The organism is Mesorhizobium sp. CNPSo 4684 (assembly GCF_057784315.1).
The window spans coordinates 97,738-112,695 of sequence record NZ_JBWLUX010000012.1 but is presented as its reverse complement, the minus strand read 5'-3'; the positions used below and the strand labels follow the sequence as shown (position 1 = coordinate 112,695).

11 protein-coding genes are annotated in these 14,958 nt (G+C 60.6%); 7 read left to right on the top strand and 4 right to left on the bottom strand.

The window, feature by feature from the left end; translation table 11 throughout:
• Positions 1-60: 60 nt before the first annotated feature.
• From AC04SG_RS13050 to AC04SG_RS13020, 7 genes are all read left to right on the top strand, one after another.
• Positions 61-759, top strand: a complete 699-nt coding sequence (locus AC04SG_RS13050) for a GntR family transcriptional regulator (RefSeq protein ID WP_488551358.1) — start codon at positions 61-63, stop codon at positions 757-759.
• A gap of 66 nt (positions 760-825) precedes the next feature.
• On the top strand, positions 826-1,677 hold the full coding sequence (locus AC04SG_RS13045) for a transporter substrate-binding domain-containing protein (RefSeq protein WP_488551357.1): 852 nt from the start codon (positions 826-828) through the stop codon (positions 1,675-1,677).
• 72 nt (positions 1,678-1,749) lie between these two features.
• On the top strand, positions 1,750-2,463 hold the full coding sequence (locus tag AC04SG_RS13040) for an ABC transporter permease (RefSeq protein ID WP_488551356.1): 714 nt from the start codon (positions 1,750-1,752) through the stop codon (positions 2,461-2,463).
• A complete protein-coding gene (locus tag AC04SG_RS13035) occupies positions 2,460-3,152 on the top strand; it encodes an ABC transporter permease (RefSeq protein ID WP_488551355.1) in 693 nt (230 codons plus the stop codon). Before AC04SG_RS13040 ends, AC04SG_RS13035 begins: the two co-directional genes overlap by 4 nt.
• A 130-nt stretch (positions 3,153-3,282) precedes the next feature.
• Positions 3,283-4,869 (top strand): gamma-glutamyltransferase, encoded by a 1,587-nt coding sequence (gene ggt, locus AC04SG_RS13030; protein WP_488551354.1) that lies wholly within the window; start codon positions 3,283-3,285, stop codon positions 4,867-4,869.
• 77 nt (positions 4,870-4,946) lie between these two features.
• The gene (locus tag AC04SG_RS13025; RefSeq protein WP_488551353.1) at positions 4,947-6,473 is read left to right on the top strand and encodes an acyl--CoA ligase; all 1,527 of its coding nucleotides are present in this window, start codon (positions 4,947-4,949) and stop codon (positions 6,471-6,473) included.
• 2 nt (positions 6,474-6,475) lie between these two features.
• On the top strand, positions 6,476-7,456 hold the full coding sequence (locus AC04SG_RS13020) for a 2-dehydropantoate 2-reductase (RefSeq protein WP_488551352.1): 981 nt from the start codon (positions 6,476-6,478) through the stop codon (positions 7,454-7,456).
• A 109-nt stretch (positions 7,457-7,565) separates the two neighbouring features.
• Here the strand turns inward: AC04SG_RS13020 and AC04SG_RS13015 are convergent, their stop codons facing one another.
• The 4 genes from AC04SG_RS13015 to AC04SG_RS13000 form a co-directional block, all read right to left on the bottom strand.
• Entirely contained in the window at positions 7,566-8,366 is an 801-nt protein-coding gene (locus AC04SG_RS13015) for a hypothetical protein (protein ID WP_488551351.1), read from the bottom strand.
• Between the two features lie 371 nt (positions 8,367-8,737).
• Entirely contained in the window at positions 8,738-9,553 is an 816-nt protein-coding gene (locus tag AC04SG_RS13010; protein ID WP_488551350.1) for a hypothetical protein, read from the bottom strand.
• Between the two features lie 99 nt (positions 9,554-9,652).
• Complete coding sequence (locus AC04SG_RS13005) at positions 9,653-11,437, bottom strand: FkbM family methyltransferase (RefSeq protein ID WP_488551349.1); 1,785 nt, start codon at positions 11,435-11,437, stop codon at positions 9,653-9,655.
• Positions 11,438-11,439: 2 nt separating this feature from the next.
• On the bottom strand, positions 11,440-14,919 hold the full coding sequence (locus AC04SG_RS13000; RefSeq protein WP_488551513.1) for a glycosyltransferase: 3,480 nt from the start codon (positions 14,917-14,919) through the stop codon (positions 11,440-11,442).
• Positions 14,920-14,958 lie beyond the last annotated feature (39 nt).

Below are 14,958 nucleotides of genomic sequence, written 5' to 3'. Positions count from 1 at the left end.
CGCCGCACCAAATCCGGATTTTATGATACGTGGATACAAAAATACTTTCCGGGGTGCCGAGTGCCAGCAGCCTTTTCAATAGAGCCACCCACGTCCGCCACCGCAGAGGAGGAGGCGTACAGGCATGTTCAGCGGGCTCTTCGCCTCGGTCGCTTCAAACCGGGCGACCGGCTCATTCCGGAGGAGATTGCGGCCGAGATCGGCATGAGCCGGATGCCGGTGCGGGAAGCCTTTCGGCGCCTGGCTTCCGACGGGCTTGTGGTTCTGCGCCCCAATCGGGGATGTGTCGTCGCCGGACTCACGGTTGATGAGCTGTACGAGATCTTCGAGATACGTTCCGTTCTGGAGGGACTAGCCGTCAGGCTGGCGATGCCGCGGATCGATGAGGAGGAACTCGAAGAGTTCGAGCGCCTCCTCGAACGCATGGAGCGCGCCGGGCAGACTGGCGGCAGCGACTGGGTGGTCCGCCATCAGGAATTCCATGGCCGTATCTGTGCTCTCAGCCGGAGGCCCAAGCTCATCCACCAGATTTCGGCACTGCATGTGGTGATAGAGCCTTACATGCGCCTCTGGTTCGATGACGCCGACAAGCCGCTCTCCGCACGCGAGGAGCATGCCGCTGTGATCGCGGCCCTGCGTTCCGGCGACGAACGGCATGCGGAACAGGTGATGCAAGATCATATTCTCGGCACGGCACCGATGCTGGCCGAATTCGTAACTCCGAGTCCGGGATCAGCGCCGGCAGGAGAAAAGGCCTAAGACCGGCAAAAAGACCGGAACCGGCCACCAGAACAGCCAGATCAACATAAGAAAAGGGGAACGTATATGAAAATTCATCGCCTGGCCGCCGTCGCGGCCGTATTCGGCATGCTCAGCTTTGTCCAGTCCACATTCGCTGAGGATGCTCCAAAGGCCATAACCATCGCGACCGAGGGTGCCTACGCTCCCTGGAACTTCACCAACGCAGACGGCAAGCTCGACGGTCTGGAGATCGATCTCGCCAACGATCTTTGCGCACGGATGAAAATCAAATGCACCATCATCGCCCAGGACTGGGACGGTCTTATTCCATCGCTGAAGGTTGGCAAATTCGATGTGATCATGGCCGGCATGTTCATCACGCCGAAACGCCTGGAGACTATCGACTTCACGCAGCCTTATGCGATCGATCCGGGCGGGTTTGCAGTCGCCAAGGATAGCGATCTGGGGAAGCTCGGCCCTTCGACCGAGAAATTCAAACTAGACGATGAGGCTGCTTCCAAGGCCGCGGTCGACAAGTTAAAGCCCCTGCTGAAGGGCAAGGTGGTCGGCGTCCAGGCCGCGACGGCCATGCTCGAATTCCTGAAGAAATACTTCGGCGACACGGTGGAAATCCGCGAGTACAAGACCACCGAACAGCATGATCTCGATTTGGCCGCGGGCCGCATCGATGCAATATTCGCCCAGAAGACAGCACTTGCCGGGACGCTCGCAAAACCTGAATTCTTCGGCTTCACGGTTGCAGGTCCGGGATTTGTCGGCGGCCTGTTCGGCGCCGGAACGGGTGCGGGGCTGCGCAAGGAAGACACCAAGCTCAAGGAGATGATGAACGACGCGATCAGCGCCGCGATCGCTGACGGCACCATCAAACGGATCTCGGAAAAATGGGTGAAGACGGATGTGACGCCGGTCAAGTAGGCGCTGGCGGACTCGTCCGGCGGATCGGCATTTGATCGACCCGCCGGGCGGCGCGCTCAAGCTTCGGTTCACATGATGGATACATTGCATATTCTTTCCCTGGGCAAGGGCGGCTGGGGCGGCGCTTTGTTGCTGGCGGCGGGCGTGACGTTTGCGCTTTCCGTCCTCGGCTTCCTGCTCGGCGCCGTCTTCGGCGCAGTGGCAGCAGGAGGCCGGCTCTCGACGAGAGCTGTCCCGTCATGGCTCGCCAAGGGCTATGGCACGGTGTTCAGGGGCGTGCCCGATCTGCTGACGATCTACCTGCTGTATTACGGCGGCAGCATTGCCCTGACGCAACTCGGTAAATTCTTCGGCGGCGCCGGCTTTATCGGACTGCCGGCATTTGCGACGGGCGTCCTGGCGATCGGCATCATTTCGGGCGCTTATCAGGCCGAGGTCTATCGCGGCGCGTATCTGGCCGTCGATCTCGGCCAGTTTGAGGCTTGCAAGGCGCTCGGCCTGTCCCGCTTCCAATCCCTGCGGCTCGTCATCGTGCCGCAACTGATGCGGCATGCCCTGCCGGGACTCGGCAATGTTTGGCAACTCGTGCTCAAGGATTCGGCCTTGATCTCCGTGATCGGCTTGGTCGAATTGATGCGGCAAGCTCAGATCGGCGCGGGATCGATGCGGGAGCCCTTCGTCTTTTATATAGCGGCCGCAACGCTTTACTTCCTCATCGCTGCCGTGACCGGTTCAGTCTTCCGCTACGGCGAGGCTCGGGCGTGGCGAGGCATGGTCCACGCATGATCGACTTCGCGTTCTTTGTGGAGATCATTCCCACCCTTCTCTCAGGCTTGCCATTGACGTTGCAGCTTGCCGGCTTGTCGATCGCCATCGGCTTCGTCTTGGCCCTGCTGCTCGCACTGGCCCAACAAGGTAACCACCGGATACTGGTCCGGCCCATACGCTCCTTCGTGGCGGTCTTTCGCGGCACGCCGCTGCTCGTTCAGATCTTCCTCATCTATTACGGCCTCGGCCAGTTCCGTCCGTCACTCCAGGCGGCCGGGCTCTGGTGGCTGTTCCGCGAGCCGTACTGGTGCGCCATCATCGCGCTCAGCCTCAATACCGCGGCCTATGGCAGCGAGATCCTGCGGGGAGCGATACAGGGTGTGCCGCGTGGCCTTGTCGAGGCGGCCTCTGCCTTAGGCATGAGACGGCTCCAGACCCTGCGCCTCGTCGTTCTGCCTTTGGCGCTGCGTCAAGCCATCCCGAGCTACAGCAACGAGATCATCCTTATGGTAAAGGGTACGTCGCTTGCATCGATCGTCACCCTGATGGAAGTGACGGGCATCGCCCAGGGGCTTATTTCGCAGACCTATCGCGCCGTAGAGGTTTTCGTGGCCGCGGGCGCGATCTATCTCACCATCAATTTCACGATCATCTCGGCACTGAACGCGCTGGAGACGTGGCTCACACCCTACCGGGCGCGGGCCTGATACGCGTCTGGCGTAACGAGGAGAATTGGCAAAATGCGCAGTGTCGAGAAGCCGAAGCGATCCGTTGCCATGTCGTGTTACGCCATGGCGGCAACGTCGCTTCCATCAGACCAAGGGATACAAAGACAAAATGCGTGATTTCCAATTCCCCGGCCGCTCGCCGGTTCGGGCCACCGAAGCGGTTGCGGCGACGTCGCATCCGCTTGCAACCCTTGCGGCAATCGAGATGCTGCACTCCGGCGGCAATGCCATGGATGCTGCGGTCTGCGCCGCCGCCGTGCAGGGCGTGGTCGAACCGCAGTCGACCGGCATCGGCGGCGATTGTTTCGTGCTCTACAGCCCGGCGGGGCAAGGCAATGTGCTGGCCTTCAACGGTTCGGGCCGGGCTCCCGCCAGGGCCACGGTCGACTGGTACCTGGACAAGGGCTACAGCGAGCTTCCGAAACAAGGACCGCATGCGGTGACCGTGCCGGGCGCCGTCGACGCCTGGTGCCGGCTGTTGGAGGATCATGGCCGCAAGAGCCTCGCCGAGGTGCTGACGCCCGCCATCCACTATGCCGAGAATGGCTATGTCGTGCATGACCGCGTCGCCTTCGACTGGGCCGATCCGGAAACCGACCTGTCGGCCGACGAACATGCCGCGCGCATCTTCCTGCCGGGCGGCACGGCGCCGAAGGCCGGCGATGTCCACCGCCAGCCGGAACTTGCCGCCACCTTGCGGGTGATCGCAAAGCAGGGCCGCGCCGGCTTCTACGAAGGGGCGGTTGCCGACGACATGGTGCGCCGGCTCAATGAACTGGGCGGGCTGCATAGCCAAGAGGATTTCGCCGCGACCAAGGGCGACTATATGGCGCCGGTCAGAACCGCTTATGGCGGCTACGACATCCACCAGATGCCGCCGAACAATCAGGGTCTGACAGCGCTCTTGATGCTGAACGTGCTGTCCGGCTTCAAGCTTGGCGGCCTCGACCCCAACGGCGCCGAGCGCCTGCATCTGGAGATCGAGGCCGGGCGGCTGGCCTACCAGGACCGCGACCGCTATGTCGGTGACCAGGACCATGTTCCGGTGCCGATAAAACAGCTTCTGTCCCGCGCCTATGCCGACCGGCTGCGCGCCGAGATCGACCGCGACCGCGCCATGACGCATCTGCCGCGCCTGGAACTGCCCGGCAGCGACACGGTCTACATCTCCATCGTCGACCGTGACCGCAACGCAGTCTCCTTCATCAACTCGACCTACTATTCCTTCGGCAGTGGCGTTGTTGGCCCGAAGACCGGTGTCGTGCTGCAGAATCGTGGTTCGAGCTTCCGTCTCGACCCGGCCCACCCAAACGCGATCGCGCCAGGCAAGCGGCCGATGCACACGATCATGCCGGGCATGGCGACGAGGAACGGTCGCGTGGTGATGCCGTTCGGCGTCATGGGCGGCGGCTACCAGCCGTTCGGTCATGTCCACCTGCTCACCAACATGATCGATTTCGGCATGGATCCGCAGCAGGCGCTGGATGCGCCGCGGGTGTTCTACAATGATGATACTGTGGAGGCCGAACGCGGCATTCCCGCCGAGGCGATCGAAGGGCTGCGCAAGCGTGGCCATCGCATAGCCGAGCCGCATCATCCGCTTGGCGGCGGGCAACTGGTGCTGATCGACTGGGAAAAGGGAACGCTGACAGGCGCCTCCGATCCGCGCAAGGACGGGATGGCGCTCGGATATTGATAAGGTCGGTTTTGCCATGACATCACAATGGCGTGTCGCGGCTGGATTTCGACAGGTTGGAAGGATAGTCGGTGATCATGGCCAGTAGCGAAAATTCCCTTGGGCTCTCCCGCCGTCTCGCCGCCGGCGCCGATGACGCTCCGGCGATCCTGGCACCCGACAGGGCGACGCTCAGCCATGGCGGATTGCGCGGCCTGATCGCCGCCACGGCAAAACAGCTGCATGAGCGCGGCATCGGCCGGGGCGACAGGGTGGCGATCGTGCTGCCGAACGGGCCCGAGATGGCCACCGCTTTTGTCGCCGTGGCGGCCACTGCCTCGACAGCGCCGCTCAATCCAGCCTACCGGGCTGATGAGCTTGATTTCTACCTGACCGACATCGGCGCCAAGGCGATCCTCGTTGCGGAGGGCGACACCGGCCCCGCGGTGACGGTGGCCGAACGCCTTGGTATTGGCGTGCTCCGGCTGGTCGCGCAGCCTGGCGCACCGGCCGGAAGTTTTATGATCGAGGGCGCGGCGATCGGGCCGCAGGCCGTTCCCGATATGGCGCAAGACGGCGACATCGCACTTTTGCTGCACACCTCCGGGACGACATCGCGTCCAAAACTGGTGCCGCTCAGCCATGCCAACATCGCGGCCTCGGCCGCCCATATCGGCGCGACGCTAGGCCTGACAGCCGATGACCGCTGCCTCAACATCATGCCGCTGTTCCACATCCACGGCCTGATCGCGGCCGTGCTGTCGTCGCTGGCAACAGGCGGCAGCATCTACTGCACGCCCGGCTTCAACGCGCTGCGCTTCTTCCAGTGGCTGAGCGAGGCACAACCAAGCTGGTACACCGCAGTGCCGACCATGCATCAGGCGATCCTGCCCAGGGCGCCGCGCAACACCGGGGCGCTGTCGGCAGCGCGTCTGCGCTTCATCCGCTCGTCCTCGGCATCGCTGCCGGCGCAGGTGATGGCCGAGCTCGAAGCGACCTTCGGCTGCCCGGTGATCGAATCCTACGGGATGACCGAGGCGGCGCACCAGATGGCGTCCAACCGCCTGCCGCCCGGCCAGCGCAAGCCGGGCAGCGTCGGCGCTGCGGCTGGGCCGGAAGTGGCTGTCATGGCGCCGGACGGACGGCTGCTAAAAGCCGGCGAGACCGGCGAGATCGTCATCCGCGGTCCCAACGTCACCACCGGCTATGAGAAGAACCCGGACGCTAACGCCAGCGCCTTCGCGCATGGCTGGTTCCATACCGGCGACCAGGGCGTGCTCGACGAGGACTTCTATCTGCGCGTCACCGGACGGCTCAAGGAGATCATCAACCGCGGCGGCGAAAAGATCTCGCCGCTCGAGGTCGACGACGTGCTGATGGATCATCCAGCGGTGGCGCAGGTCGTCACTTTCGCCATGCCGCATGACAAGCTTGGCGAGGAGGTGGCGGCGGCAGTGGTGCTGCGCGAAGGTATCAGTGCCAGCGAGGGCGACATTCGCAGCTATGCCGCAACGCGGCTTGCCGACTTCAAGGTGCCGCGCAAGATCCTGATCCTGGACGAGATCCCCAAGGGCGCGACGGGCAAATTGCAGCGTATCGGCCTTGCCGCCAAATTCGGACTTTGACGATGAAGGTCACCGTCTTCGGCGCCGGTGCGATCGGCGGCTATCTCGCGGCCAAGCTTGCCATGGCCGGGCGGACCGATCTTTCGATCGTCGCGCGCGGGGCGCATCTGGAAGCGATCAAGGCAAACGGCCTGCGCCTGATCGAGGATGGCCAGGACATTTCGGTCCCCGTCCGGGCCGCCGCCACGGCCGAGGTGCTTGGCGTGCAGGATTATGTCGTGCTGGCGCTGAAGGCCCATTCTCTCACCTTGGCCCTTGACCAGATCGCACCGCTGCTGGGAGACCACACCGCCGTCGTCACCATGCAGAACGGCGTGCCGTGGTGGTATTTCCACGGCGTCGGCGGGCCGCTCGAAGGCACCCGGCTGAACGCGGTCGATCGTGGCGGCGCCATCTGGCAGCGGATCGGGCCGCAGCGCGTCATCGGCTCGGTCGTCTATCCTGCGGTCGAAGTCGATGCGCCAGGCCTCATCCATCATGTCGACGGCAAGCGTTTCTCGCTCGGCGAACCCTCTGGCGAGCGCAGCGAACGGGTCACGCTTCTGGCCGAGGAAATGGTCAAGGCCGGCTTGCAGGTACCGGTCCGCGACGACATCCGCAGCGAGATTTGGGTGAAGCTGTGGGGCAACCTCTCCTTCAATCCGATCTCGGCGCTGACCGGCAGCACGCTGGCCGCGATCGTTGCCGACGAGAGCACCCGCATGCTTGCCCGCACCATGATGCTGGAGGCGCAGGCGATCGGCGAAAGCCTCGGCGTACGCTTTCCGATCGGGGTCGACCGCCGCATCAAGGGCGCCGGCGATGTCGGCGAGCACAAGACCTCGATGCTGCAGGATCTCGAGCGCAGCCGGTCGATGGAGATCGATGCGCTGGTGACGGCAGTCCAGGAACTTGGCCGGCTAACGGACAAGCCGACCCCGACGATAGATGCCGTGCTGGCGTTGCTGCGGCGGCTGGCGGTGGAGCGCGGGTGTTACGGATGAGGGGGCGCGGATGAGCCCGAAGGACCGGACAAGGCCGTTGATTTTATTGACCCTTTAGTGGACCAGAATCGCCAACGCTCCCGCATTGTTCCGTACGGGCCCGTAGCCGTCACGTGATGTGCAACAGTTCGCGCAGCCGGACCGGCAGTCGCGGCGAGGCTTGCAGTTCCGCACAACTCGCCTCCCATAGCTTCAGATACTCTGCGATCGGTACACCTGTGCGGCCGGGCCAACGGTTGGGTGCGCCCAGCGCCTCGACGCAGTCGGGCGCCGCCTCGTACTCAGTCAGGATGGTCCGGGACATTGCTTGAGCGAATGGATTGAGGCCTGGTATTTCGATTTCGCTGCGATGATCGGCGAACCAGGCCGCCGCGTCGCGAGTGAGCCCCTGGCCGTCGGCGAGCGCGGTATAGCCTCGGACGATGTTGTCGCGATACGCCGCGATGGCATCGCCGAACGCGTTGTCGCCGGCAAATGGCGGATTCACTTTCCAGTCCTTCGCCAAGCGACCGAGACCGTGCAGCGAGAAGGCCTCGACCAACGCCTCCTCGAGCCACTGGCAGGGCGGCGCCGGCTTGGCGTCCGCCTGCCAGCTGTTGGCCATGACGTGGCCCAGCTCATGGCCGAACTGGTAGGCGAGCTTTGACCAGTCGCGTTCACCGATGTCGACAATAATCCACGCCATGGTGCTACCGTCCGGATGTAGCCACACGGCCGGCGAGCCGGACGCGTGCCTGTCGACGCGAAGCCGCGTCGGCTGGCGATCGGAGACCAGCCGGACGCCATCCAGACAGGCGTGCCGCATGATCTCGACGACCTGATCGGCTGAGCGTGGCACCATGTGGCCCCAATCGCCGGCGAGTTCGATCGGGGCAGTAAGGAGGGAGGAAGGAGTGGCAAAGGGTGGCATGGACACCGCGTAGCTTGTTCCCGCTCTTCCCGGCCGTGTCAACGCCACCGGGAAGCTGCTTACCGATGCGCTTGCAAGCAATGTAAAGAAATCTCGTCGCCGCACTTGAATTCCCAACGTCTGAGGCCCGAAATTAAAATAAGATCTAGGACGGCAAAGGTTCGGCACGCACAGTGCATATCAAACGGGTCTGGATTCAGCTTGGACCATGTTTTTGGAGTCTGCGCGCTTCAACCAAGCCTTCGCGATCATTGCTTGCGCTACAGCCTAGTCGCATTGCTGAACTCTATGCTCGTCGTTTGAAATCTCAAGTTTCTTCTCGGCCGCGGAGGTCGGAAGACAACTTCCCTATTTCTCTTCGGCACCCCTATTCAACTCAAAAGCCTCAGGTAATCCAGATAGGCCTTCATTCGAGTGGGCTTGTCTTCGTTTCTTGCCCAAATGAAATGGACCAGCCCTCGTCGGTCGCTTGAGAAGGCCTCAGCGGATCCCAAAAAACGACAGGTGCCGCGCAACGTTTTATATTCTCCCAACCCCGTTTTCACCAAAACATAATTGAGAAATGGTTGGTCACCAAACCACTTAGCTAGCGACTCGTTAGGAGGGGAATTGTATAGATCAAATACAAGTCCACCAATTGTACTAAACATGTAATAGTCTGGAAACCCTATGACTCCGGAATTCGCCAACGGAAAAATTTTATCATGACAGCTGAAGTCCGATCGAATGATTTCCAACCCCCACCAGTTTCCAATTCTCCGGCTATCAACGATGTCTGCGACCTTCTGGGACGACATCTCGGGGTATGTTTCGTCTTCCGTCACCACGCAGGCGCCAGACGCTCGCCAAATTTTATGCAACATCGGATAAATATCCAAATCGAATACCATATCATTGTCAAAATATACTATAGGACAAAAGTCATTCATAGAAAAATCGCCACTAACGTAACGTTGTGAGTAATTTTTATGATTTATAGCCACTAGAGAGACCTGATTGAGAGCCTCCTCGGGAATGTATCTCTCCGCATCCGATCCAATTCGGTCCGCAAAAATCAGAATCTTTCCTTTGTATTTCCCGTATAAAATTAAAGATTTAATAAATATCAGTAAGCACTCATAGTAAATGTCGCTACCGTAGACAGTGGTGTATATCAATGGTAGGGGTGCCGGCGCTGCTTCGGCCAATTTACCAGATTCGTCGACAATATACCTTGACATGATCGGAAAGACTCTCATCCACCAAAAACTATTGCGCCGTATACCGGAGAGATGCCAATATTTTAATCAATTTTGCCGCCTATTCGTTATTATCTCGCTGAGAAGTCCGAACTCGTCTTCGCTCATTATTTGATGTGAAATAGCAAAGATATTGTTTTCCCAATCCTGCATCGGCAGCCAATGATAGCCGGCCTTACCTAGTAAAGTTTTGGTAGTATCTAACTCACCTTCTGAAATATGCTTTCCTTCAAATATGACGAGACTCGGATGAATTTTTTGAAACGGAAAGCTTCTAACTATTGTGGCGTCGTATCCCTCTGCATCTACCATAAGAAAATTTACGTCATCGACCTCGAGTTCATCGATTATTCCGGAGATCGTTCTCGCCTCGATGGCAATTTCATTGATCATGCCTTCCAGGCCAGGGATCAGATCGCGGTGTGTCAATATAGTACTCTTATCAAATGACGATAAGCCGTAGTACCAAGGGGTCGGTGGATTTTCCATTTTCTTTACTTCATAGAAAGGAATCTTTTTCCGATCTTCTGTGGGGTGAATTGCAAGATTGAGAAGTTGCAGGTTTGGTTGTCCGGCGTAGCGCTGTTTCAATTCGTCGAAGATAAACGGGACCGGTTCGATAAGAATCGCGCTCCACCTAAATTTAACTATGGCGTCGTACAGAAGACTGCCGTTGTTGGCTCCGATCTGCAGCAGTTTAACCGGTTTACGGCTGATACGAGAAAATAGCTGGTCGCGGATGAGAGCCTTTATCGGTGCGGATTGCATCTCATCTCGGCGACGATGAAAGAAATCTAGATTACTTGTAAGCCGCTGATTGCCCGGTTCGAGTTCGCGCGCCTTCTGCCCCCACTCCACAGCTCGGTCCATGGCGTTAAGGCGCCACGCTGCGATCGCGCCGAGATCGTACAGTCGAAAGCCCCAGCAGTTTGCGTCGTCCAGATAGCTCCCGGTACGCCGCGTCTTCTCGATCCCGTTGGTGCAGGCCCAGAACAGATTTAGCCAGTCGGCCTTGTCGTGGAACTCCTCTGCAAGGTCGAGCCAGATTTCACGCCGGTGTGGCGCTTCCATCCGGGCCTTGTCCAGCCAGGACAACCTCTGCTCCGGCCGCATGCGCGCGATGTAGCGCATCGCCTCGGAGCGTTCTTCCGCCCACTTGCTTGTCGGCAATTCAAGGTAGCGCTCAAGCAACGGAATGGCCCGCTCTGGTTGGTTGGCCCACATCAAGTCCCGCCCGAGCCAGAAGCAGATCTGCGCGTCGTCGGGGTCTTCCTTGTGCGCCACCTCCATCAGCGGCAGGTAGCTGCTCCTCGTTGGCTTGGTGAGATCCTGCACCTCGAACATGACGATGTCGCTGCTGTTCGCGGTTACTTCCGTTTCTCCGGTGAAGACCAAGGCTTCGTGAACAGGCCGCCTGAAGCGATATCCCCAGCGGTGGTGAAAATTCTTCGCCGGCCAGCTTCGCAGCGGCGTCGGGTCATCGACACTTGATCTGTACACCGTCTGACAAAAGAGGGCTGTTGTCTCGGGCTGCCAAGCCGCCTCAAGCTTTGCTCGCCAGCCGGGTTTGAGAAACCGGTCCATGTCCATTGTGCAGCACACATCGACGTCGGGAGGGATCAAGGCCATGGCAGCATTACGCGCGTCGTCGAAACGCCATGGGCGGACCGCTATCCTGTGTACGGTAACGCCGGCAGCGGTCAGCCGTTCCACAGTGTCATCGGTGCTGCCGGTATCGACCACAATGCGATAGTCGGCGTCGACGGCCGAATTGGCCCAGCGCTCCGCGTTTGCGGCCTCGTTCAGCGCGATGGTGTAGACAGCGACCTTCAAACCTAACCTTCCTTTACGCGCGCTGGCTTAAGACCGCGTCCGGCGGACATGCCCGGCGCGACCTTGCGGATAGCGACCAGGCCACCCAGCAGCTTCGCCCGGTTCAACTCATAATGGCTGTCGAAGAACAGTATCTCGGCGAACTGATCGGCAAGCGCGCTCACACCCAGCGGATCGACCGAACGGGCGCTGCCGTGCTGCTGGATCTCCCGCAGCAGGGTCTTCGTCAGCGTGATCTTGCCAAGGTCCTCACCTGGTGGCTGCCAGTCGAGGTCTTCGAGGAAATACCAACCGCCCTCGGCGAGCAGCGGGAAGAACTCGCGCAGTGTCAACTGCTCGTCGAACGAGGCGTGGCTGCCGTCGTCGACGATTACGTCGAGCGATTCCGGTTCGAGCTTTGCAGCGACGCGGCGCAGATCGTCCAGCTTGGATTGGTCGCCGACAAACGATTTGAACCGTTCGTTGTTGAGCTGCGAAAAATCCGTCAGGTCGAGCCCGATAACCTGGCAGAATGGAAAATAGCTCTGCCACAGCGAGACGGATGGAGTCTCGGTCTGATTGCCCTCGGCTAAGCCACGGCACAGGCCGATCTCCATCAACCGCCGCATCGACAAGCGCCTGGGCGACAACAACCGATCATAAACCCTGGCATAGGCGTGTCGGTTACCGGTGTGCCTGTTCTTGTCAGTGTTAAAGCGGTCGGCGAGGCTTGTGAGGCTTGGAAAGCTGTCGAGCGGATTGATCAGCTGCGAAATTAGCGGCGCGCCCTCGCCGCCCGGGCGGGCCTCATTGCGTGCCGTCCACAGGTGGATGCCGAACACCCGCTCGTCGTTCAGATAGTCAGCCAATTCCGCTATCGGTTTCTCGAACCGGTCGATCTCCGTCCAGTCGATCGGGTTGAAGAACATCGGGCTGAACACGCATTCCCGCAGCGCGGCTCCTGGGTCGGAGGCAATATAGTCGGACAGCAGCTTGGGGCCGATATCGCCGAATTCCTTGCCGCTGGCATCATGGAAGCGCGAGATCGACATCTCGAACAGCGCCCTCAGGTGGCCGCTGTAGGGTTTGGCGTAGATGACGTTGCCGCAAATGAAGTGGCCCTTGTGCGATCCGCGCCATTGCAAATTGAAGAAATGATCGCCGCGGAAGGGGAAGGGCCGTAGCAGGATGACGTCGGAATCCATCCATAGCCCGCCATGCTCGTAAAGCACTGCATAACGGAAAATGTCACTGAAATACCTGATCTCTGAGCCCGCTACGATCCGCTCGAAAAAAGCACGCGGCATGACGTCGTCGGCATTGCGGACTTCGATCCCGTGCGGAACGAGGAACGTGAGCTTCTCGGGTGCGTAGCTCCACACCCGCACCGGATGGCCTGCTGCCCGCATTGAAGTCGTGGCGGCAATGAGGGTACGATGCTCGGCGTTGTCCGACATCACCTGGTAGAAGCAGTGGATCTGCGGAAGCGCTGTGTTGTCGCTGCCAAGGAAGCGAGAAATTCGGGCGTCGAACTGGCGAGATCGTTCCCGTCGTTGCAGCGGAGAATCGACGTCGCGCAGAAACGGCGCGAGCTCATGAAAGATCTCGTCGGTGGACTTCATGTCGCCGGCGCCAAGGTTCTTGCGTTCCGAGGGCGCCAGGCTCGCATCACCCACGGCTCCGTCGTCGGTGCGGTAAGGATTGATCCCTGTTTCCATTAGCGGAGAGCCATGCACAGAGGCTAGCGTCAACCCAGACGGCGTATCTGCCTTACCCGATGGCAGGCTATCCACATCCTCCAGCAGCGACCTCACCTCCGCCTCTTCGACGGTTGCGATCCAGGACTCACTGTCGGCGACGCTGTAGGAAATCAACAGACGCCTTTCGTCCGGGTGCCACGCCAGCCCGGCGGCGAACTCAACGCCCTTTTTGTCGAAGAAGAACGGACGACTTACCTTTCGCAAGGCGTTGGCTTCGTCGAACCAGACAAACCGGTGCAGGTAGTAACGCCGCTTCTCCGCGGTCCGCCACTGTACTTCATGGATCAGGGCGAGCCATCCGCCGGCGAATGCGATCAGCTGGGTTCCGCCCCTGAACCGTTGTGCGGCAATCGCGGGAGCGGTCTCGCTGACAGTGGCACCCCGCTCGTCCACGATCCGGGTGGGATCGCATAGGTAGATGAACTGCAGCGTATCTGCCGCTCCTTCCACCATGCCGGGCTTGACTTGCGGCATCCAGTTCTTTTCGTGCCCTCGCGGTCCGGCCGGATGCAGCACGCGCCAGTCAGCCAGCCGGCAGGCGCCACTCTCGTCGATGCGAGCGACGACCTGCTCGCACCAACCCTCCTGTGTCAGTCCGCGCACGCAAGAGACGCCCCACAGCGCATCCCGCCAGGCAAACAGCCGCATGTCCTCAAATCCGAGAACCTGGCCATTAGCGGGCTCCGGCATGTCAACCGGCGGCAAAATCTCGCTTGCGGACTGGATGGCGAGCTCATCACTCAATCGGAGCAGGAAATTGCGCGTGTGAACCGGTCGCCCGTCAGGCGTGTCAGACAGGAGGTCGTCGTCGGCCAAGGTTTGCTGCAAGAGCACGATGTGCTCGCCCAATCGAGCCACTGATGGGTTTGACGACCGATAGCCATTGGGCGCGGTGAAGCCGACCGGACGCGCGTTGAAGGACGGCATCATTGTCTTGGCCGGCTGGACATAGAAGAACAGGTTGGACCACGCCAGCTCCCTGGGGCCGTCGCCGATGGCTCGGTTCAACGCCAGCCAGTTGCACGCCGCGAAACCGCGGTCCTTGCGCACGGGATCGCGCGCGTAGTTTGCCGCAATGGAAAATTCTTCCAGCAGGCCTGTCGTGTAGATGTGGTCCTCGATGAACAGAATGTCCTGCTCCGGCCGCCTGATCGCCAGCCCCGCTTCGGAAAACAATACGCTGGCGTCGTTCATCCCCTTCTCGCGGTAGAACCGGGCCAGGTCATAGAGCGGTTCGGCACGTCGCGGCCGTTGATTGAAGGCGGCAAGCGCCTGTTGAATGAAGCCAGGCTCGTCGCCGAGTTTGCGCAGACAGCGCGCCTCTTGCAATCGGGCGTTCCACGCCTCTTCGTCCCAGCCGCCCATCGCGGCGCGCTTGGCATAGGCAACTGCGGCCTCCGCCGTCCGCCCGGCGTCGCGGTAGGATTGCGCCAGGTAGAACCAATAGCGCTGATTTTCCGGATCCTTCTCAAGGGCCTCCAGCAAAAGCCTGGCATCGCGCTCGAACTTGTCCACCCGGTTCGAGCCGCTGGCGTGGTCCTTGTACCAAGCGCTGCGCAGTTCCTGCACGCCACCGGGCACGTCGAGATATTCGTGGGTCACGCCGTGGTAGCGAGCGCGGGCGTCGCGCTTGACCAGCCGCGTGTTCCAATAGGCCAGGCCGGAATCCGACCGCTGCAGCAGCCGGTAGCCCGAACTGTCGAGGTGCTCGCGGAAGCCAGCATCCTCGACCACCAGTTCCATGTCGGCGTCGTCAAACAGCAGGTAGTCGTAAGCGAGTGG

What these genes read in the sequence shown, in the direction of transcription:
- AC04SG_RS13000 (WP_488551513.1), bottom strand. Translation starts at nt 14,919, where the DNA reads ATGGAACTGGTGGTCGAGGATGCTGGCTTCCGCGAGCACCTCGACAGT.
- AC04SG_RS13015 (WP_488551351.1), bottom strand. Translation starts at nt 8,366, where the DNA reads ATGCCACCCTTTGCCACTCCTTCCTCCCTCCTTACTGCCCCGATCGAA.
- AC04SG_RS13040 (WP_488551356.1), top strand. Translation starts at nt 1,750, where the DNA reads ATGATGGATACATTGCATATTCTTTCCCTGGGCAAGGGCGGCTGGGGC.
- AC04SG_RS13045 (WP_488551357.1), top strand. Translation starts at nt 826, where the DNA reads ATGAAAATTCATCGCCTGGCCGCCGTCGCGGCCGTATTCGGCATGCTC.
- AC04SG_RS13035 (WP_488551355.1), top strand. Translation starts at nt 2,460, where the DNA reads ATGATCGACTTCGCGTTCTTTGTGGAGATCATTCCCACCCTTCTCTCA.
- ggt (WP_488551354.1), top strand. Translation starts at nt 3,283, where the DNA reads ATGCGTGATTTCCAATTCCCCGGCCGCTCGCCGGTTCGGGCCACCGAA.
- AC04SG_RS13025 (WP_488551353.1), top strand. Translation starts at nt 4,947, where the DNA reads ATGGCCAGTAGCGAAAATTCCCTTGGGCTCTCCCGCCGTCTCGCCGCC.
- AC04SG_RS13020 (WP_488551352.1), top strand. Translation starts at nt 6,476, where the DNA reads ATGAAGGTCACCGTCTTCGGCGCCGGTGCGATCGGCGGCTATCTCGCG.